We start from the raw sequence: 21507 nt of genomic DNA, 5'->3' as shown, positions 1-21507 counted from the left end.
ATTCTTAATGCCAATCGAAGACGTATTCTCTATTTCTGGTCGTGGTACAGTAGTAACTGGCCGTGTAGAAACTGGTATTGTGAAAGTAGGCGAAGAAGTTGAAATCGTTGGTATCAAAGATACAGTTAAAACAACTGTAACTGGCGTAGAAATGTTCCGTAAACTTCTAGACGAAGGTCGTGCGGGCGAGAACTGTGGTGTTCTTCTACGTGGTACTAAGCGTGAAGACGTACAACGTGGTCAAGTACTTGCTAAACCAGGTGCAATCAAGCCGCACACTAAATTTGATGCAGAAGTATACGTACTTTCTAAAGAAGAAGGTGGTCGTCACACTCCATTCCTTAACGGTTACCGTCCACAGTTCTACTTCCGTACAACTGACGTAACTGGCGCGATCAAATTACAAGATGGCGTTGAAATGGTTATGCCTGGTGACAACGTAGAAATGTCAGTAGAATTAATCCACCCAATCGCAATGGACCCAGGTCTACGTTTTGCGATCCGTGAAGGTGGTCGTACAGTTGGTGCTGGTGTAGTTGCTAAAGTAACTGCATAATCATCTGATTGTGTGAAAAAAAGCGCTCCTTTGGGGCGCTTTTTTTATTTCTTCATCTTAGCAATTAAGTGATTATTTTAGGGCAAGATACAGCATGCTTTAGTGTTCATCCTAAAAAATAGCGTAGAACATTGCGCACACTAAATTGTCTAACAATCCACCCTGAAAACTGTCCTAAACTGATATTTTGCTGACCCTAACTGCACTTATGGGCGGAGCCCAATCACGTAAGATAAAAAGACGAAAACAACTATAAGTAGTGGATATCTTCAGGATATTCATAGGAGCAGAAAGATGAATGCGAAGGTAAAAATCACCAACCGTGCGGGTGCGAGTTTCCCTGTACGTCGGATGAACTTTGAGTTTGAAAGCGTACCTGAATATTGGATGAATGGTTCAGCTGGACTGACCCATTTTATGACCGCACTGTCAGCACTCTTTCCAGCAGGTGAAATGTTTTTTATCGATAGTGTTCGTGCGGTCAGACAGCATCCCTCGATTAAAGATAATGCCGAATTACAAAAAGAAATTTCAGCCTTCATTGGTCAAGAAGCGATGCATACGCAAGAACATGAGGGTTTTAATGCGTCGGCGCAAAAGTATGGGCACGATGTTGCAACACTTGATCGCTATACCGACCGTGCAATTCAAACCACGCGTAAAGTATTTGCTTTTCTAGGCAAGCCTGTGGGTATTACACAAGAGATGGTGGATTTAACAGCAACCACCGCGCTGGAACATTTTACTGCAACTATTGCCTCTCAGTTGTTGGTCAATAACTACATTCAAGAGCTGATGAGCGATGAAACCATGAAAACCATGTGGTTATGGCATGCTATTGAAGAAAATGAGCACAAAGCTGTGGCTTATGATGTGTTTGAGGGAGTTTTTGGAAAGGGAGTCAAATCCTATCTACTACGAACGGGATCGCTGGTTGCAGCCATGGCCATTTTATTTTGTGTACAGTCGTATTTTGTACTTCGTTTATTACAGCAAGATAAACAACTGAATAGGGCTGCGCTGAAAGATATTTATACCTATGCATATAGTCCATCGAAAGGAATTATTACCGGTATGGCTCGTGAAATGATCATGTACTTTAAACCGGGTTTTCATCCTAATCATCACGACACCGATGCTTTACTTGAGAAGTGGAAGCTAAAATTAGGGTTTTAAGCAGTTTTGGCTCTTTGAGCGATGTAAATCGCTCTTTTTTTTGTTCGGTTTTTAGCACAAATTTTTTATACTGTGACCTCCACATTTTAGAAAGATAAACGAAGATGATTCGTTTAATGCAAGCTGCGGACTTAAGCCAAATTGCGCAGATTGAAAATTTAGTTCAAACCCATCCTTGGAGCCTAAAACAGTTCCAAGAGTCCATGCAGTCTTATCACAGTACCGTGATTGAACAGGCAGGGCAGGTCGTAGGCTTTTGTATCCTCCAACCCGTTCTTGATGAAGCTAATTTATTGTTGATGGCCATTCATCCAAGCCAGCAAGGCAAAGGGTTGGGTTATCAGTTATTAGATGCTTCACTGGCACAACTCAAAAACAACCCGCTACAGGTATTTTTAGAAGTCCGTGAGAGTAATGAGGCAGCCATTGCCTTGTATGAGAAGTCCGGTTTTCATCAAATTGATTTGCGTAAAAATTATTATCCTAAACCAGATGGTGGCCGTGAACATGCCATTATTATGGTGAAATCGTGTAGTGATGACTTTTCTGAGTTATTTAAATAAGAGAAAAGTTGAGTTTCTATATGACGCCATTATTTAATAATGGCGTTATTCCACCCCGAAGGTAGGGTGGTCATTAAGGAGTTTCCCAGTTGCTGCACTTCCTCGCTGCTCAGGCTATGATTGAGTCTGCGCCACTGACCATCAATCAGTAACTCTAGCGGTAAATATTGCGATTTATAGTTCATTTTTTCTGAGTGTGGTACCCAATAGCCCAAATACACAAACTGCAAAGCGCGTGCTTTTGCTAGCTCGATTTGTTTTAAAATGGCAAAAGTCCCCAGTGAGCGTTTGTTTTCATCGGGATCAAAAAACGTATAAACCGCAGATAAACCATCATCTAAAGGGTCGCAGGTCGAAACACAGATGAGCTGGTCTTCTTTCCACAGTTCTAAGAAAAAGCTCTCGGTACAGCTATGCACGAGGAATTTATCAAACTGATCGCGACTGGGTGGGAACATGTCTCCATCGGCATGCCGTTTAAAAATATAACGCTCATATAAGTCATAATGTTTTTTGGTGGCATCCGCAGTGCGGGTAATTTTTAAAGTGAGGTCTTGATTGCGTTTCCATGCTTTTTTTTGACTGCTGTTCATTTTAAATTCGCGCACAGGTACGCGGCTAGACAGACACTGTCGACACAGATGACATTCTGGGCGGTAGACAAAATCACCACTCCGGCGAAAACCTACGCGAGAAAGTTCGGACAGCGTGACGACATCCATACGATGCGCTGGATCGAGAAATACCATCCGAGCTGACTTTTTTTCTAGATAGCTGCAGTCATGCGGTGGCGTGATGTAATACTGTAAATCATTCAGTAGGGACTTCGGGTGATACGAATTCATGATAAATCCCTCTATTATTCTTTATTCAGTCAGTCGCGCATTTTGCGCTATTGTTTTACTTGAAAATACACCCTCCTGATACATTTTCCAATCGATAGCAGGTTGATTTACAACATCTTGTAACGATTTTAAGTAGGTTTGCCGAGAAAGTGTACAAGCACCGAGGCTTAACAGATGATCATTGACCAATTGGCAGTCGATCCAAGGCAGCTTATTTTCACGTCCAATCAACATCAGCGTATAAAATGCCATTTTTGAGACATCCGTTTCGGTACTGAACATGGACTCCCCAAAACAGCCGTGTCCAATGCTGATGCCGTATAGTCCACCAACCAAGCGTGTTTGATCCCAAACTTCAACGCTATAGCCATAACCCGCATCAAACATTGCACAGTAGCCATCTATAATGTCTTCACTGATCCACGTGTCATCAGCGTAGCTACGAGGTAGTGAGCAGGCACGGATCACCCGTTCAAAAGCTTGATTGATGGTGATGCGATAATCCTGCTTTTTCATACTCCGAAGGAGAGTTTTACTGGGCTGATAATCCTGCGGGCGAATGATGCAACGTGGCTCGGGGCACCACCAGCAAATGGGCTCGCCTGTTGAGAACCATGGAAATAAACCATGGGTGTAGGCTTCAAACAGGGTAGAAGGGGAGAGGTCTGCACCGATACAAATTAAGCCTTCACCTTCGGGGTCAACTTCAAGTGGATCGGGAAAGATATACTCAGAAGGTGGTAACTGCTGCATAGTGGTGTGTATACATGATAAAAAATGACTTTAAGATCATACATAAAAAAACCGCCTATGGAAGGCGGTCTTTTTCAAGGCTTAGATTATTCGCCTAAAGCATCCAAATACTTTTCCGCATCTAGCGCAGCCATACAGCCAGAACCCGCTGAAGTGATCGCTTGACGATAAACACTATCAGCAATATCACCTGCTGCGAATACACCTGCGACAGAAGCGGCAGTCGCGTTACCAGATGTACCGCTTTGGACTTGGATATAGCCATCACGTAAGTTCAATTGACCATCAAACATTGCACTGTTTGGTTTATGGCCAATGGCAACAAACAAACCTTGAACATCAATTTCTTGTGTAGATTCGTCTTGAGTTGATTTTAAGCGAACTGCGGTTACACCTGTGTTGTCACCTAAAACTTCATCTACTTGATGGTTCCAAATGATGCTGATTTTGCCTTCTTTTTCTTTCTCAAATAAATGATCTTGAAGAATCTTTTCAGAACGTAATGAATCACGACGGTGAACCAAAGTCACATGCGATGCAATGTTAGACAAATATAGTGCTTCTTCAACGGCAGTATTCCCGCCACCCACAACCATCACTTTTTGGTTTTTGTAGAAGAAACCATCACAAGTTGCACATGCGCTTACGCCTTGACCCATAAAAGCAGCTTCAGATTCAAGACCTAAGTACTGAGCGGTCGCACCTGTGGCAATAATCAGTGCATCACAAGTGAACTCATCCATATCACCTTTAAGGACGAATGGACGTACAGAAAGATCGACTTCATTGATATGATCGTAGATGATTTCAGTACCAAAACGTTCTGCATGGGCTTGCATACGTTCCATGAGTGCAGGGCCTGTTAAGCCTTCAGGGTCACCCGGCCAGTTATCCACTTCAGTCGTTGTGGTGAGCTGACCACCGAGTTGGATACCCGCAATCAATGTCGGCTTTAAGTTGGCACGCGCAGCATATACCGCAGCGCTGTAACCCGCAGGGCCTGAACCGAGAATAATCAAACGTGAGTGACGAGCGCTCATACGTAGAATCCTTTTTTTATTTAGAAATTTGTGGAATTATACGTGAAACTCTATAACAGTTGTGTGAGTTCAATGTCGATATTATTGATCATATAAATCGTTTTGAGCTATATAGAAGAAATATGCGGTGTAGAGCGGGTAAAAGAGGATAAATCATCTACTCACTATACATAAAGCATTTAAGAATAGTGCATCTTTTTATAAAGAAGAGGTGCATAATATGACGTTTATTGTGAAACTTTTGCTTTAGGTTTCGAACAAAAACATTAATGAAGAATTTGTTACAGGACAGTATATGACTGAGGTGTCGGGTGCTTATGCACAGCGCTTATTAATGACATTATTTTTAGTCTCGTTTGGCATTTATTTGTTCCTTGCTACCGTGACCTATACCCCATTTGATCCGGGCTGGATGCATATATCAAGTGATACCTTGCAAGTCTCGAATGCCAGTGGCGTTGCTGGGGCGTGGATTGCTGACTTACTGTTCGGTTTTTTAGGCTGGGCAAGTCTACTTATTCCTGTGTTTTTGTTCATTGAAGCCATTCAAGTCTGGTGGCCGCATAGTTTTTTAAACCGCCCATTTCGTTATGCTGCACAATTCTTTATTTTGCTTGCAACCGCCAGCTTACTGTTCTTGTTTTGGAAAGTTCCAGCGGATACTTTAGACAATGCCTCTGGCGGCATTATTGGTTATGAACTGGGACAAAGTTTGTCGCAAATTTTAACCATTTACGGTGCAACCTTATTTTTGGTCGTGTTTACCGTGGTCTTATTGACCTTAGCTTTCGGTATCAAATGGAACCGTACTTTCGCGACGCTCAAAGCAACTCCTGCTTATTTACAAGATTTATTTTACCGTAATGTGCCTGAAAGCGAGTCTGCCTTTGATCGCACGACGCCAAGCGTGAAAAAAGAAGTGATTGCAATGGCACCGAAAAAGGGTGTTGAAGCAACGGAATTGGTCGAGGCGCCAGTAGCCGTGCAAGAGCTATCGGTTAAAGCACCTCAGCGCGACTATTCAGCAGAGCATTTGTTTAATGACATGGTGGCCAAAGAGCAACGTGTTCAAGAACAACAGGTGGATGTGGATGATGAAGTAGAGCTTGAGCGGACTATAGAAAAAGCGCACCAATTAGAACAAGACAGTCAACGCGTGGTGGCGACAGGGGAAGTGTGGCGTGCATTAAACTCAAGTGAAGATCAACGTCATAAAAATGATATTGATGCTTTACTTCGTGCTGCCGAAGAAGATCGCTCATTTAGCCCAGAACAACATTTTCAAGCAGTGGTGCAAGATCATACAGCGCCAATTGCTGATCCTCATTATTTCCAAGACGATGCCCCTGCGCAGAAGAAAAATGTCGATTGGGATGATGATGAAATCTTTGACGAGCTGCTTGCTGCTGTACCCAATGGTAAAACAGCAACAGATGTCCATAGCCCATTCAATACACCTGAACCGGTGTCTCATTTACATGTGGTTGAAGATCCAATTGCGGTAGCCGAGGTTGCAACCTTAAGTGCTGCTGCAAGTCCCGTTGCATTACAAGCAGCGCCGAGTGGAATTGCAAAAGCACAGCTTGATGAATTGGATGATTTAGACGAATTCCTTGCTGAGGATTGGTCAGAGCAGAAAGTAGCTGCTTCAGATGTACGCACCAGCAGTAGCTATGCGCAGTCATCAGCTTTTGTACAAGCACCCATTCAGCATCATAATACAGTGAGCACAAGTGCTACAGCGGCTGTAGCCAAAGAAGTTTTGTCCAAAGAAGCGTTTATTGAAGCATGGCAGGACACTGCTGGAAAACCGCAAGACGAAGAAGAGTTTGACTTTGATGCGCCATTGACGGATGCATCAGGCCGTCCAATGTCTTTGTCCATGCAAGTAGCAGAGCGTCGTCGTGATTTATCACCGCTGCCAGGACTGGATTTACTGGATGAAGTTGACCTCAATAAAAAAGTCAATTTCACTGCTGAACAGTTGGCGCGTTTATCTGAATTGCTTGAAATTAAACTACAAGAGTTCAATGTCAAAGCCAAAGTGGTCGAAGCGCAGCCAGGGCCCGTAGTAACTCGTTTTGAGTTGGATTTAGCACCGGGCGTGAAAGCCTCTAAAGTGACCAATATTTCCCGTGACCTTGCGCGTTCAATGTCCATGGCATCTGTACGTGTGGTTGAAGTTATTCCGGGTAAACCGTATATCGGGATTGAAGTGCCGAATAGCACACGTGAAATGGTGCGTTTAATCGAGTTGTTGACCATTCCTGCTTTTACCGATCCGAATAGCATTCTTTCGATGGCAATGGGCAAAGATATTTCGGGTAACCCGGTCATTGCTGATTTAGGTAAAGCGCCGCATATGCTGGTTGCAGGTACCACAGGTTCAGGTAAATCGGTGGCAGTGAACTCGATGATTTTATCGATGTTGTTGAAATATACGCCGAATGAGTTGCGTTTAATTTTGATTGACCCGAAACAATTAGAGCTCGCTAACTATAACGATATTCCACATTTGCTTACCCCTGTGGTCACGGACATGAAAGATGCAGTCAGTGCCTTGAACTGGTGTGTGAATGAAATGGAACGCCGCTATAAGCTGATGTCTTTCTTAAAAATTCGTAAGCTTGCGGACTATAACCGTAAAGTGGAAGAAGCGATTGCCAATGGCGAAGAGCTGATTGATCCGACTTGGAAAGCCAGTGATTCGGTTGCCGGTGAGCGTGCACCACGTTTGACCCCATTACCATCGATTGTGATTGTGGCGGACGAGTTTGCCGATATGATTATGCAGGTCGGTAAGAAAGCTGAAGAAATGATTACGCGTTTGGCACAAAAGTCACGTGCCGCAGGCATTCATTTGTTACTTGCAACGCAGCGTCCATCGGTCGATGTAATTACGGGTCTGATTAAAGCCAATATCCCAACACGTGTGGCTTTACGTGTGAACTCAAAAATTGACTCTCGCACGATTTTGGATGCTGGTGGGGCGGAAGACTTACTGGGTCATGGTGATATGTTGTTCTTAGGGCCGGGTAAAATTGAACCTGAACGTGTACATGGTGCCTTTATTGCCGATGATGAAGTCAACCGCATCTGTGATGCTTGGCGTGAACGGGGTTCGCCAAATTATGTTGATGAAATCCTAACGCCATTTGATGAAGAGCCAAGTTCTCGTGGCTTTGAAGATGGTGATGGCGATCCAAACCGTGATGCACTTTATGACCAGTGCGTATCCTTTGTATTGGAAACACGCAAGGTTTCGGTGTCCTCGCTACAACGTAAGTTTAGTTTGGGCTATAACCGTGCCGCGCGGATTGTCGACCAAATGGAAGAAAATGGGATCGTGAGTGCGCAAGGTGCGAACGGTAAGCGAGAAATTTTAGTTTAAAAAGAAAGCCTGCGGATTGCAGGCTTTTTCTTAATCATTCAGTTTAGGCATCCAGTCATGCAAATTATTGATGCATTAATTCCATTGGTAGTACTCATTGCCATGGGGTATGTATTAAAGCGGTATCGCTTTTTAACGGTAGAATTTTGGCAAGGCGCTGAAAGACTGAATTATTGGATTCTATTTCCTGTTTTACTCTTCAGTAGTCTAGCCACCGTTCATTTTAATGTCGGGCAAGTCTTGCCAGCGCTTGCTGTGGTCTTTAGTGTGACCTTGCTGATGAGTGTGGTGCTGTGGGTATTAAAAGCGCTGTATGGTACGCCTGTGGCGCAATTTGGCGTCTATTTACAGAGTCATATTCGTTTCAATACTTATATTGGTTTGACCAGTATGGCTTTGATTTTTGGCGCTGCAGGGATGCAAGTCTTTGCCATGATTATTGCCTTTGTCATTCCTTTGGTGAATGTACTCTCCGTACTTGGTTTTTCTCAAGGGCAGGGACTATCTTATAAAAATATTGCGTGGTCGGTTGCGAAAAATCCGCTGATTCTGGCTTGTCTGGTTGGGCTCATTTTTAATTTTTCAGGTATGCATTTGCCCGAGAGCATTAACCAATCTTTAAAGCTGGTAGCAGGGATGAGTCTCCCACTTGGGCTATTGTGTGTGGGCGCAGCACTACAGTTTAATGCGCTAAAATATGCGGGTCGAGCGCTGATTCTGAATACCTTTGGGCGTTTAATCTTGGTGCCTATTTTAGCCTATGTAGGCTGTCTTTTATTTGGTTTAGCAACATTTGAAACCATGATTGTGGTGGTTTTCTTCTCACTGCCGACGGCATCGGCTGCCTATGTCCTGACCAAATATTTTCAAGGGGACAGTCAACTCATGGCAGCAATCATTAGTTTGCAAACCTTGTGTTTCGGTTTGACTTTTCCACTTTGGATGTGGTTTTTACAGACATAAAAAATGCCAGTCTCATAGAAATAAGCTGGCATCTGTAGATCATGCGCATTGAGCAGATCTAGACTTAGGCGAATTTAGCCAAAACCTCTAAGAAGGGAGCTGCTTGACGTGGATATGCGGCAATTACGTCATGGATACGCTGACCTTCTGGATTGGTGGCATTAATGTCGCGACCATCCGTTTTAAATTGGGTGAGCAGTCGCTCATAATCACTTGGGCGCATGTGTTTAAAGGCATGGTACAACACATGAAAATCGCCATTCACACCTTCAGGAGGAAGCTGAGTTAAGTAGGCAAATACACGCTCATCTGACCATTCTTCATTGAACGTTGCTGGCTGAGATAATGCCATAGCAATCTCCTTGCTGGTTTAATCATTAAAAAAGGCAAAATATGGGAGACAAAGAAAATACTTTCTTGTGTCTGCGCATATTCTGCCTTGATTCAATTTGCTTGACTAATCAAAAATCAGATTAACGTTCTTCAGGCAAATTGATATTCATTTCAAGCATTTCAATATTCGCTTCAGAACGGACAGCCATTTGAATGTGCTGTTCATCTACACCGCGAACATAGCGATTCACCACTTGCATGATTTCTTTCTTCATTTGGTCGATTTTGTCTTGGCTAAGACGTTTACCTAAACCACTTTCAGACGCTACGATGACTTTCAAACGATCTTTTGCTGTTTGAGCACTAGACGGTTTTTCATCATTACTAAAAAGCTTACTCCAAAATCCTGCCATGTCTACGCTCCAAATAGTCGTGCTAACCAGCCTTTAGGCTTCACCGTAATATGACGGTAAGGACGTTCTTCACCTAAGAAACGTGCCACAAGGTCATCATAGGCCTGGCCTGCTGATTCTTCAGTAAAGAGAATCACTGGTTTACCTTCGTTCGATGCTTGTAAAACGCTCTTACATTCAGGAATCACTCCCAAAGTTGGCACACGTAAAATATCTTTAGAAATGTCGTCAATGGTTAACATTTCTTGTTTATCTGCACGTTCAGGGTTGAAGCGTGTGATACACAAGTGTTTACGAATACGACCTTCATTCATTTCAACTTTTTTGGTTTTGCTGTCGAGCATACCAATAATACGGTCAGAGTCACGTACAGATGAAATTTCAGGGTTGGTCACAATAATCGCTTCATCGGCATGGTACATTGCTAAAATTGCACCGCGTTCGATACCCGCAGGCGAGTCACAAATAATGTAGTCAAACTCTTGTGACAACTCATCCATGACACGTGCTACGCCTTCATCAGTTAAGGCATCTTTATCACGGGTTTGCGACGCAGGTAAAATATATAAATTCTCGATATCTTTATCGCGGATAAGCGCTTGTTGTAATCGAGCTTCATTATTTAATACATTGACAAAATCATACACAACGCGGCGTTCACAACCCATGATCAAATCAAGGTTACGTAAACCTACGTCAAAATCGATCACAACAGTTTTGTGACCACGTAGGGCTAAACCTGTTGCAAAAGATGCGCTCGTCGTAGTTTTGCCTACGCCACCTTTGCCTGATGTTACGACAACAATTTTCGCCACCGAATCCACTCCTGTTATGGTTTAAATCCCCTTATTTATCATTTGGGGCTTTTGGTGTTTATTTATACATTAAAATTCAAGCGCTTCAAATACAAGCTCTTGTTGATCATTTAAGTAAATATGTGTTGGGCGTTTTAAATGCTGCGCTGGAATATCATCTGCAACACAATAGGTCCCTGCAATTGAAACCAATTCGGCTTCTAAAGCATGACAGAAGATGCGTGCAGCGCTGTTTCCGCCCGCGCCGGCAATGACTCTACCACGAGCACTACCATAAATATGTATATTTCCTGAAGCAATCACTTCCGAGCCACTGTTAATGCCTGCGGTAATAATGATATCGCCTTGATTTTGAACCAAGCACTGACCCGTACGTAAAATTTCGTCATGGTATGAAGTTGCATGGCGAATGACAGGTACTGCCGCAACGGGTGCATTGGTAGAAGCTGTCGCAGCAGGAGCAGGGGCTTCAACCACTTGCTCTTTGGTTGCTTTGACTTCTTGAAGTTGCGAGCTAATACCATGACCTTGCGCGGGAATCACAGGGAACTGAATGGCACGGGCTTGTTCAGCCAAAATTCCTTCTTGTACTGCCATCGGCTGTACATCCAGATCCAGCAATAATTGAATCAAGGAAATTAATTCTTGCTCAACGCTACTTTCTAGAACAACTAACGCTCCAGCAGTCGATGCATTTTGTAATGTTTTACTTAATTGCTGTCGGATTGCATCATGATCATTGGTGTCAAGGGTAATGCGAATCGCATTGACCATTCTGCCAGTTATCCGGATATCAGCCATAATTTTTCCTTAAGACTTCTCAGATTTATTTTTTACTAAAGAAGTGATGTTGTAAATAGAGCAAATCCTAGAACAAAATGAAGGATTGCACTAGCTGCGTTTGTAATATTTTTACCTTAATGCTTATTCTTTGGCTTGATCATCTTTTTCAAGCTCTTCTAACCACTGTTTCACCTTAACTTGCTTGCGAATGGCATCTAAGCTTTCATAGACCACAGACTCAACCAACTGTTCCAAAGACTGATTATCAATTTTTAAATCACTGACTTTTTCAGCTATCAAGCGATAGGTGGCATTGGGCTGTGCAGGATTTCCGACCACCATCGGTTCCAGTAAACCTTGTGTGATGTTTTCACCAAGTCGTTGTCCGATACTTTGAATTTGTTGCTCAATTCTTCCACCCACAATTGGGATTAAACGCAGTAATTGGGTTAGTTCAGGGGTATCTTCAATCGCACGATTCACAATCAGACCGACATTTTGAGCAATAAAATACTGTCGCTGTTTCAGTTCAGTGGCCAGAGATTCCTGTAAAATTTCAGCCAATGCTTGTGCAAATAAAGCTCGATGATGATCGACGAGGTCATGGATAATTTTTTTATGGGTCGAACTGGTATTTAATTCGTGCTTCACCCCATCTAATACAGTAATCACGACGCGGTCAGAGAGTTCTTCCATCACCACGCGGTAGTAAAATTTGGCCTTGGCTTGTACCGACTCAGGAATTACGTTATAGCCCAATTCATGCAGTCGAAAAGCAATCACCCCCGCACGGAATAATCTTAAAAAACGTAAATGAGGAATAATGGCTAAAATTTCGTACCAATGAATAAAGGGAAAGAAAAACCAGCGACGATGGTGTCGATACACGATCGCAATGCCCCAACGCACCAATAATTCAGTAATCAAGAACAGAATAAACCAAGCTTCTGTGGTGATGACCCACGGATGTAAATGCTCACGATAGAAGCTTGAGACACTTTCTAGGTGAATGGCATGGAAAAACCATCCACCGATATTGCTCATGATAAAAAAATTAGCACACAAACAAAACAAGTTAAAAATGATCAGAAACACCATAAAAATGTCATAGATCAAAAACAGTTTGAAATACAAACTTTGTGGATCAACCTGATGATATTTAGAATTTTTGACTTGGTTATTGTGCATCATGCATAGACCCTTACTGGGTTAAATTGGACGTTGAGTATTTGGCTTTCATTTTTTCAATCAGCTGGTCTTTTTCAGTCCAAAGTTGATCGACCCACTGTTGGAATTGTTCACGAAAGTCTGCATCGTCTTCATAGTTTCCAGCGAGTACCCATGTAGGAATATCAATTTTACGCAAATTGACCGCAATCCGTGGGACTTCTCCGAGCCAAAATTCGCTATAGCCAGGTGCGCCGTCGGGATAGACAATGGTCATATCTACCAAGGCATCAATGTCATTACCTAAAATACTTAAGGCTAGGGCCAAGCCACCCGCTTTCGGTTTAAGTAAATTTTGATAAGGCGATTGCTGCTGTGCATGTTTTTCTGGAGTAAAACGCGTGCCTTCCAAATAGTTTAACAGGGTGAATGGTTGGCTAAGCAGTTGTTCACAAGACTTGCGTGCCTCTTCCATATCGCGTGTTTTCAACGCAGGATTTTTCGCAATTTGTTCTTTACTATGCCGCTTCATCATCGGGAAGCCTAGAATTTTAAAGGCTTGGCCGACAAATGGAATAAAAATAAGTTCCCACTTGGTAAAGAAGCGAGTGAGGGGCATACGGGTTAAACCAAAATATTGGTTAACCGTGGTGTCGACCCAACTTTGATGGTTGCAAGTCATCAGGTAACGACCCTGCATACTTAGCTCAAGATCATCATCGACAGAAATGTCCCATTTCGTGTTGGGTAGGACATGATCGATTAAATAATTGTTCACAGCCAGCCAGCTGTTGGTGATTTGAATATTGGTCTCATCCACTTTTTTTGATTTTTTAAACAGTTTGGTCAGGCCGAGTGCCAGCACTGGCGGACCATGAAAAAAAGTACTGCCTGTAATGACTGAACCAACAGTTAAACCACGTGTGATTTTTTTTAATAAAGGTTGTTTTTGGTTTGGTGATGACATAAAAATAAACCCTAAAATATAATGCGTTTCGCAACTCGTTCTATTTTCTAAAGGTCAATATAGTACGGGATGATCAAATAGAAAAGCACCAAACATTAACTGTGTAGAAATTGTGACGAAGAAAGCATTGAAAAGGAAATTTTTTATTACATATTGTAAATAAAGGCTTTATTATTAACAAAAAATCAATGGTCTAGATCATCGTTTTACGACAATATTCGTTCTATAAACAAAACACACAAAGAAGGAGGCATGCGATGCGTGCACTAGCAATTTCCGCAGTCGTTGGGGCAATGGTTCTTACAGGTTGTCAAAGCACTGGTAATAACATTGGTGGTGTGGAATACGATAAAGCTGCTCTAGGGACCTTAATTGGTGCTGCTGCGGGTTATGGTATTTCTAAAGGAAACGCAAACACGAGTCGTCAAAACAACCGTGCTGCAGCGATTGGCGCAGTTGTCGGTGGTGCAACTGGTGTTTACCTTGACAACAAAGAGAAGAAACTTCGTCAACAAATGGCGGGGACTGGTGTAGAAGTTAACCGTAATCCAGATGGTTCTGTAGGTTTGGTTATGCCGGGTAACATTACCTTTGATACCAACAAATCAAACATCAAGCCGAACTTCTATTCAACTTTAAACAAAGTTGCGCAAACCTTAACTGAAGATAACAAGAGCGGTATTCTTGTAACAGGTTATACAGATAGTACAGGTAATGATTCAATTAACATTCCTCTGTCTCAAGCGCGTGCGCAATCTGTAGCAAGTTACTTGGCATCTCAAGGTGTTTCTACAACACGTATTAATGCACAAGGTCAAGGTTCAGCAAACCCAATCGCGTCTAACGCCACTGCTGAAGGCCGTGAGCAAAACCGTCGTGTAGAAATCAGCATCTACGCAATTCAATAATTTTTATTGAAGACTGAAAAACCACCTTCGGGTGGTTTTTTTATGACTGTTAAAATATGAATTTGCATTATGCATCTGTAGCGGAGATGACTATAATCGAGCTCGGAATGAAATAGAGGAAAGACTATGTCACTGGCAAGTCAATTAAACGACAAGCAACTTGAAGCCATGAAATACACTCAAGGACCCTTGTTAGTACTTGCAGGGGCTGGTTCAGGTAAAACTTCGGTGATTACCCGTAAGATTGCCTACTTGGTGAAACACTGCGGCATTCCTGCTTATCGTATTACCGCGATGACGTTTACCAACAAAGCAGCACGCGAAATGAAAGAACGTGTCACCAAGCTGCTGTCACGTGAAGAGGCAAAAGGGCTTTCAGTCTCGACCTTCCACACCTTTGGCCTAAACATGCTGCGTTTAGAGCTGAAACACACACCATTAAAAAATAATTTTTCTATTTTAGATGCGGACGACTGTAAGCGTATTTTGATGGACTTGATGCACCGTGACAATTTATCCGGTGCGGAAAGTAAAGAACTGATTGCCAAAGCCATGAAGATGATTTCAGATTGGAAAAATGATCTGATTCCACCTGAGCAAGCACACACCACCTGTGAAACCGCAGAAGATGTTCAGTTTGCGCACTTGTATCAACTGTATGAGCGTAATTTACGTGCCTATAATGCGGTCGATTTTGATGACCTAATTGTGATGCCGACGCGTCTTTTACAAGAAAATGCAGAAGTACGTGAGCGCTGGCAAAACCGTATTCGCTATTTATTAGTCGATGAGTATCAAGACACCAACACCGCACAGTATATTTTGGTGAAATTGCTGGTCGGGGTGATGGGACAGTTCACTGCGGTGGGTGATGATGACCAATCGATCTACGCATGGCGTGGTGCCAAGCCTGAAAACATGGCTTTGCTGAATGAAGATTTTCACAATTTAAAAGTGATTAAACTCGAACAGAACTATCGTTCGACCAGTCGTATTTTAAAAGCGGCCAATACCGTGATTGGTAACAATCCGCATATTTTTGATAAAAAACTGTGGTCAGATAAAGGCCATGGTGAAGTGATTCGAGTGATTACTTGCCGCAATGATGACGATGAGTCAGAACGCGTGGTGAAAGACTTAATTACGCATAAACTGATGAATGGTAAAAATTGGAAAGATTACGCCATTTTGTATCGGGGTAACTTCCAAGCACGTGCACTGGAAACACAACTACGTCAAATGCAGATTCCGTACAAATTATCAGGTGGTCAGTCGTTCTTCGGACGGGCTGAAATCAAAGATGTGATGAGCTATTTGCGCGTCATTATTAATCCTGAAGATGACAGTGCATTTTTACGGATCATTAATACACCTAAACGTGCCATTGGGCCTGTGACTTTAGAAAAGCTGGGGCTGTTTGCACAAGAAAATCATTTGTCTTTGCTCTCTGCCGCAGGTGATCAGCGTCTCACCATGGTGATTCCTAAAAAAGCCACCACGCAGTTGGCGGAGTTTGCAGACTTCATTACCACCTTTACCCGTGAGTTGCTTGAGGATGATGAACCTGTACCGATTATCCGCAAGATGATGGTTGAAGCGGGTTATATCGATTATGTCAAAGAGTCTGCGGCGACGCCTGCGCAAGAAAAAACCAAGCTAGATAATATTGAAGTGCTGTATAGCAGTATTCAAAGTTTGATTAACCGTGCTGAAGATGTTGATGAGAAAAACATTGAAAGTGTGATTCGTAAAATGGTGTTGCTGGATATGTTAGAGCAGCAGCAAGAAGAAGAAGACACTGACAAAGTAAACCTGCTTACGCTGCATGCGTCTAAAGGTCTGGAGTTTCCATATGTTTATCTGATTGGACTTGAGGAAGAGTTGCTGCCGCATAAAAACTCGATTGCCGCCGATACAGTTGAGGAAGAGCGTCGCCTGATGTACGTGGGCATTACCCGTGCGCGTCAGGGTTTAACCATTACGCTTGCAGAACAACGTAAGGCGGGCGGTCAAATGAAGCAAATGACACCAAGTCGTTTCTTGGATGAGTTACCGCAAGATGAGTTGGAATGGTTAGGGCGTAAAAAGAAACTGGCGGGCAATGTCGATCCGAAATTACAAGCGCAGCATTATTTAGATAATTTACGTGCGTTGATTAAGCGCTAAATATTTTTTGTTTTAGAAATTTATTGTACTAGGAAAAAGAGAATGAAAGTTCAGGTTAAAGTGTTGGATTCACGTTTAGGCAATGAATGGCCAATGCCAACCTATGCGACAACGGGTTCAGCAGGCTTAGACCTTCGTGCATGTGTCGATGCTACGACCGTCATTGAACCGGGACAAACTGTTTTGGTCAAAACGGGTTTGTCTATTTATATTGAAGACCCACACTTTGCAGGTTTAATTTTACCGCGTTCAGGCCTAGGTCATAAGCACGGCATTGTTTTGGGTAACTTGGTGGGATTAATTGATTCGGACTATCAAGGTGAATTGATGGTGTCAGTTTGGAACCGTAGCCAAACAGCTTTCAGTTTAGAGCCGGGTGAACGTCTTGCACAGTATGTACTTGTACCTGTGATTCAAGCACAGTTCGATATTGTAAATGAATTTGAAGCGACAGAACGTGGTGCAGGTGGTTTCGGACATACTGGTCAAAACTAATCTCTCAGTGATAAAGTAAAACAACAAAGCCTCTCCATGAAAGAGGCTTTGTTGTTTTAATGCTGAATGATCATTTTTAGTTCATAAAAAGTTACAACTCTTTTTTGAATCCTTAGTAAAATTAAACGCAGCGTTAAGCATAACAACAAGGACAGCTGAAAGAGCTGTTGATCTGAATAAATTAGAAGTTAGACCTATGGATTTTCAGCCAAAATTTCCTGCACATATTTTTCGTGCCTATGACATTCGTGGCAAATTGGATGTCATGAGTGCTGAGCTGATTCGTGCCATTGCACAGGCGCTCGCAACTCAATATTTAAAAACTGGGCAGACACGTTTAGCCATTGGTTATGATGCCAGACAAAGCAGTCCTGCTTTTGCAGAAATTATTTACAAAGAATGTCTTAAACAGGGCTTAGATACGCAAATCATCGGATGTTGTGCTAGCCCTGTGTTGTATTACACGGCACGCAAGTTTGATGGCAACGGCATTATGGTGACAGCCAGCCACAATCCGAAGTCGGATAATGGGATCAAATGGATTATGCAGGGTGAGCCTCCTTTACCTGAGGCAATCCAGCAGGTGGCACGCGATGCAAATGAATGCTTTGACAGCCATGCAGAGATGAACTGGCAAATGTTGCCACATCAGATCGTGCCTGAATATTGTCTGGCTTATCAGGCTGCATTGCTCAATGATATACAGCTCATGCCTCAACCTCGACCCTATAAAGTCGTGGTGGATGGTTTATACGGTTCAGCGGGACGTTGTGCTGTCTTGGTCTTAAAGAAACTCGGCTGTGAGGTGCATGCTTTACGCTGTGAGGCCAATGGTGAATTTCCTGAACATGCTCCCGATCCCTCTCAAGCCAAACATTTAGATCTGCTGCATAACACCGTGCAACAGCAGCATGCTGATATCGGTATTGCCTTTGATGGTGATGGTGACCGTGTTGTATTGATTGATGAAAAGGGCGTAATCATTTCAGCAGACCGTTTATTGTCCTTGTTTGCGCACATGTGTTTGGCTGATCATCCAGCACATGAAGTGGTTTTTGATGTGAAATGTTCCACCATGGTTCGAAATACCGTATTGGCCCATCAGGGTATTCCAAAAATGATTCGCACAGGCAGTTCTTTTTTGCGGAAATATTTGGCGCAATCTGAAGGACAAGCTGTTTTTGGCGGTGAATATGCAGGGCATTATGTATTTAATGATGGTCGTGGTTTTGGTTATGACGATGGTTTATATGCCGCACTACGTGTGTTGGAATACTTAAGCTTGAAGCAATGCACTTTGTCAGAAGCACTGGCAGACTACCCAGAACGTGCCAGTACAGAGGATATTTATATCAGTACCCATCAGATTTCACCCGCGCTGGTTTTAGCGAATGTGGAAAAACAAAGTCAGCACTTTCAAGCGGAAATGAGTAAAATTGATGGCGTAAGACTTGATTTTGAGGATGGATTTGGCATTATTCGAGCATCGAATACGGGTGAGTATTTTACCGTACGTTTCGACGCGGACAGTGATCAGCGGCTCCATCAAATTCGCCATAACTTTGTGCATATGCTGACGGCAGATTATCCGCAGATTGCACAAGACCTATTAGACGCCCATTAAGGAGAGGCACATGCCACATCAACATACTGGCCTCGACAAAGCACAAGTTCTGACTGAAGCTTTGCCGTACATTCAACGTTTTGCTGGAAAAACGCTAGTAGTGAAATATGGTGGCAATGCAATGACCGATCCTGAGCTTGAGAGCTCGTTTGCACGTGACATCGTTTTGTTAAAAACCGTCGGTTTAAATCCAATCGTGGTGCATGGCGGCGGTCCACAAGTGGATTCGTTTTTAAAGCAATTGGGGCGTGAGTCGGACCGTATTGATGGCATGCGAGTGACCGATCCAGCGACCATGGAAGTGGTTGAAATGGTGTTAGGTGGTAGTGTGAATAAATCCATCGTGAACTTGATTAATCAACATGGCGGTCGTGCCATTGGTTTAACGGGTAAAGATGGTAACTTACTGCGTGCACAAAAGTTACTGATGGAAAAAACTGCGGAAGATGGCACAGTACAAAAAATTGATCTTGGCCTAGTCGGTGAAGTGACTAGTGTTAAAACTGATGTATTGGAAATGTTTACCAGTGGTGATTTTATTCCTGTGATTGCACCTTTAGGTGTGGATGAAGAGGGTAACACCTATAACATCAACGCAGATTTGGTGGCTGGAAAAGTGGCTGAAGCTTTAGGTGCTGAAAAGCTGATTTTGTTGACCAATATTTCAGGTGTTTTAGATGAAAATAAAAACCTGCTCACTGGTCTAACCACCCAAGAAGTTGACCGCCTCATTGAAACGGGCGTGATCTACGGCGGGATGATTCCGAAAGTGGGTTGTGCTCTAGATGCGGTGAAAGGTGGTGTGGTGAGCGCGCATATTGTGGATGGCCGTGTGCCACATGCAACGCTGTTGGAGATTTTCACCGATCATGGCGTCGGTACATTGATTACCAATCGCAGTAATAAGCACTAAATATTTTGAAAAGCTTCCTCGGAGGCTTTTTTTAGGCCTATGCATTTTATAAAAATGATTTTATGCGCGAATGTGTTCGGGTTATGAAGCATTGTGAATTGCAAGCCAGTCAGGACTCATGCACAATAAAACTACCATAAATAAATATGTTTAAATAAGATCAAGATTATGTGCCAACTGCTCGGAATGAACTGTGCAACACCGACTGATATTACCTTTTCATTTCGAGGCTTTTCACAGCGCGCGGGTATTACTTCAGACCATTGTGACGGTTTCGGGATTGCTTTTTTTGAGGATAAAGCCTGCCGTTTATTCGTTGACAATCAATCTGCAGTTGAATCGCCGATTGCTGAATTAATTCGTAATTATCCGATCAAATCACGCAATGTGATTGCACATATCCGCAAAGCGACACAGGGAAAAATTAACTTAGAAAACTCACATCCATTTAGCCGTGAGTTATGGGGACGACAGTGGATTTTTGCGCATAATGGCGATTTGCATGACTTTGATCCTGTACTTTCAGGACGCTTTACCCCAGTTGGCAATACCGACAGTGAACGTGCATTTTGCTATTTACTGGACCAACTGGTGAACAAGTTTGGCTATGCCGAGCCAAGTCTAGATCAAGTTTTTGATTTATTAACTGATATTTCTCCACGAATTGCAGAGCATGGCACGTTCAATTTTTGTTTATCGAATGGACAAGCCTTGTTTAGTTATGCCATTACTAAACTGCATTGGTTGGTGCGTGAGTACCCATTTAAACCTGCGCAGCTGATCGACATTGATGTTGAAGTCGATTTTAGCCAAGTGACTACCGCAGAGGATCGCGTGGCTGTGATTACCACCGAACCATTGACTCAAAATGAAGCGTGGACGGCCTTTGCACCCGGTGAAATGATTTTATTTCAATATGGCAAAGCGATACGCCACCAAATGACCCACGTGGAACGTTTAGTACGAGAAGCCAAAGATCCGTCTTTAAAACGCGTCACTAAAGCAGATCAATATTAATTTATTTCAAAATGATTAGAATATAAAAGCATGTTGATAATAATATAAAACATGCTTTTATTTTGATACATACTTATAAAATAATAAAATCGATTAAATAATAACTGATTCTTTTGGTCGGGTTTAAATTTATTTACTTATTTAAAATAAATACTTAAGTTTAATTTAATGAAAATAGTATAAAACCAACCAATTTGATTCACTTTTATTTTTAATTCTAATCGATATGATTAATTCATGTAATTAATCTATTAATTTTTATTGGGTGGTCGGAATGATAATGAAGTGGGTTCCAGAATATAATACTGGTATCGATGTGATTGACGATCAACACCGTCGTATTCTTGATTATATCAATGAAATTGATGCGATTGATGTCAATACTGACCGTGAACGCGTGAAACAGATTTTAGAAAATATTATTGATTACACACAGTCTCACTTTACTTTTGAAGAGTCTCTCCAAGAAGAAGCGGGTTATAAATATCGTGTACCGCACAAACGTGTACATGATTTATTTATTAAAAAAATTCTCTGTACACGACAAATTTCACAGAACCCTTATCCTATCAGGATTCTGCTTTCTTAAAATTGCCAAAATTTCCTTAAACTCTTCTTT

General features: G+C 42.5%; 20 protein-coding genes and 1 pseudogene. 12 read left to right on the top strand and 9 right to left on the bottom strand.

From position 1 onward, the window contains the following. From AXW61_RS10410 to rimI, 3 genes are all read left to right on the top strand, one after another. A partial coding sequence (locus AXW61_RS10410; protein ID WP_081408290.1) for an EF-Tu/IF-2/RF-3 family GTPase occupies positions 1-556 on the top strand: 556 nt, incomplete at its 5' end. 294 nt (positions 557-850) lie between these two features. Further along, positions 851-1732 (top strand): metal-dependent hydrolase, encoded by an 882-nt coding sequence (locus AXW61_RS10405; protein ID WP_062034252.1) that lies wholly within the window; start codon positions 851-853, stop codon positions 1730-1732. A 104-nt stretch (positions 1733-1836) separates the two neighbouring features. After that, positions 1837-2295 (top strand): ribosomal protein S18-alanine N-acetyltransferase, encoded by a 459-nt coding sequence (gene rimI / locus AXW61_RS10400; RefSeq protein ID WP_062034251.1) that lies wholly within the window; start codon positions 1837-1839, stop codon positions 2293-2295. 29 nt (positions 2296-2324) lie between these two features. Here rimI and AXW61_RS10395 read toward each other — a convergent pair whose 3' ends face one another. From AXW61_RS10395 to trxB, 3 genes are all read right to left on the bottom strand, one after another. Next, the gene (locus tag AXW61_RS10395) at positions 2325-3140 is read right to left on the bottom strand and encodes an arginyltransferase (protein ID WP_062034250.1); all 816 of its coding nucleotides are present in this window, start codon (positions 3138-3140) and stop codon (positions 2325-2327) included. 21 nt (positions 3141-3161) lie between these two features. Further along, on the bottom strand, positions 3162-3893 hold the full coding sequence (aat, locus tag AXW61_RS10390; protein ID WP_062034249.1) for a leucyl/phenylalanyl-tRNA--protein transferase: 732 nt from the start codon (positions 3891-3893) through the stop codon (positions 3162-3164). Between the two features lie 86 nt (positions 3894-3979). After that, the gene (trxB, locus tag AXW61_RS10385) at positions 3980-4933 is read right to left on the bottom strand and encodes a thioredoxin-disulfide reductase (protein WP_062034248.1); all 954 of its coding nucleotides are present in this window, start codon (positions 4931-4933) and stop codon (positions 3980-3982) included. 295 nt (positions 4934-5228) lie between these two features. Between trxB and AXW61_RS10380 the strand changes: the two genes are divergently transcribed. Continuing rightward, positions 5229-8324 carry a DNA translocase FtsK gene (locus AXW61_RS10380; RefSeq protein ID WP_062034247.1) on the top strand — a complete coding sequence of 1032 codons (3096 nt, stop codon included), beginning with the start codon at positions 5229-5231 and terminating at the stop codon, positions 8322-8324. A gap of 57 nt (positions 8325-8381) precedes the next feature. After that, the gene (locus AXW61_RS10375) at positions 8382-9287 is read left to right on the top strand and encodes an AEC family transporter (protein WP_062034246.1); all 906 of its coding nucleotides are present in this window, start codon (positions 8382-8384) and stop codon (positions 9285-9287) included. Positions 9288-9351: 64 nt separating this feature from the next. On the opposite strand, the gene AXW61_RS10370 is transcribed toward AXW61_RS10375, so the two are convergent. The 6 genes from AXW61_RS10370 to AXW61_RS10345 form a co-directional block, all read right to left on the bottom strand. Further along, entirely contained in the window at positions 9352-9639 is a 288-nt protein-coding gene (locus tag AXW61_RS10370) for a PA4642 family protein (RefSeq protein WP_004694907.1), read from the bottom strand. A 121-nt stretch (positions 9640-9760) separates the two neighbouring features. Then, positions 9761-10033: a cell division topological specificity factor MinE gene (gene minE / locus AXW61_RS10365; protein ID WP_004694905.1), complete on the bottom strand. Its 273-nt coding sequence runs from the start codon at positions 10031-10033 to the stop codon at positions 9761-9763. Positions 10034-10035: 2 nt separating this feature from the next. Then, on the bottom strand, positions 10036-10848 hold the full coding sequence (gene minD, locus AXW61_RS10360; RefSeq protein WP_004694902.1) for a septum site-determining protein MinD: 813 nt from the start codon (positions 10846-10848) through the stop codon (positions 10036-10038). A 69-nt stretch (positions 10849-10917) separates the two neighbouring features. Next, a complete protein-coding gene (minC, locus tag AXW61_RS10355; RefSeq protein WP_062034245.1) occupies positions 10918-11649 on the bottom strand; it encodes a septum site-determining protein MinC in 732 nt (243 codons plus the stop codon). Positions 11650-11772: 123 nt separating this feature from the next. Next, positions 11773-12819: a preprotein translocase subunit SecA gene (locus tag AXW61_RS10350; RefSeq protein WP_171254071.1), complete on the bottom strand. Its 1047-nt coding sequence runs from the start codon at positions 12817-12819 to the stop codon at positions 11773-11775. 13 nt (positions 12820-12832) lie between these two features. Continuing rightward, entirely contained in the window at positions 12833-13765 is a 933-nt protein-coding gene (locus tag AXW61_RS10345; RefSeq protein WP_062034243.1) for an acyltransferase, read from the bottom strand. Between the two features lie 257 nt (positions 13766-14022). On the opposite strand from AXW61_RS10345, the gene AXW61_RS10340 reads away from it, so the two are divergent. The 7 genes and pseudogenes from AXW61_RS10340 to AXW61_RS10310 form a co-directional block, all read left to right on the top strand. Beyond that, positions 14023-14673, top strand: coding sequence for an OmpA family protein (locus AXW61_RS10340; protein ID WP_062034242.1), 651 nt, complete (start codon positions 14023-14025; stop codon positions 14671-14673). 126 nt (positions 14674-14799) lie between these two features. Further along, complete coding sequence (locus tag AXW61_RS10335; RefSeq protein WP_004694892.1) at positions 14800-16839, top strand: UvrD-helicase domain-containing protein; 2040 nt, start codon at positions 14800-14802, stop codon at positions 16837-16839. Between the two features lie 42 nt (positions 16840-16881). Beyond that, positions 16882-17334 carry a dUTP diphosphatase gene (gene dut, locus AXW61_RS10330; protein WP_062034241.1) on the top strand — a complete coding sequence of 151 codons (453 nt, stop codon included), beginning with the start codon at positions 16882-16884 and terminating at the stop codon, positions 17332-17334. Positions 17335-17530: 196 nt separating this feature from the next. Beyond that, a complete protein-coding gene (locus AXW61_RS10325; RefSeq protein WP_062034240.1) occupies positions 17531-18958 on the top strand; it encodes a phosphomannomutase/phosphoglucomutase in 1428 nt (475 codons plus the stop codon). Between the two features lie 10 nt (positions 18959-18968). Then, positions 18969-19871 carry an acetylglutamate kinase gene (gene argB, locus AXW61_RS10320; protein WP_004984290.1) on the top strand — a complete coding sequence of 301 codons (903 nt, stop codon included), beginning with the start codon at positions 18969-18971 and terminating at the stop codon, positions 19869-19871. 168 nt (positions 19872-20039) lie between these two features. Further along, the gene (locus AXW61_RS10315) at positions 20040-20888 is read left to right on the top strand and encodes a class II glutamine amidotransferase (protein WP_062034239.1); all 849 of its coding nucleotides are present in this window, start codon (positions 20040-20042) and stop codon (positions 20886-20888) included. Between the two features lie 274 nt (positions 20889-21162). Next, a pseudogene (locus AXW61_RS10310) lies at positions 21163-21420 on the top strand (bacteriohemerythrin); the annotation flags it as partial. Positions 21421-21507: the final 87 nt, after the last annotated feature.

This window comes from Acinetobacter sp. BMW17, assembly GCF_001592855.1.
In the GTDB taxonomy this organism is placed as follows: domain Bacteria; phylum Pseudomonadota; class Gammaproteobacteria; order Pseudomonadales; family Moraxellaceae; genus Acinetobacter; species Acinetobacter johnsonii.
The sequence above is the reverse complement of the archived record's forward strand: the minus strand, read 5'-3'. Positions and strand labels throughout refer to the sequence as shown.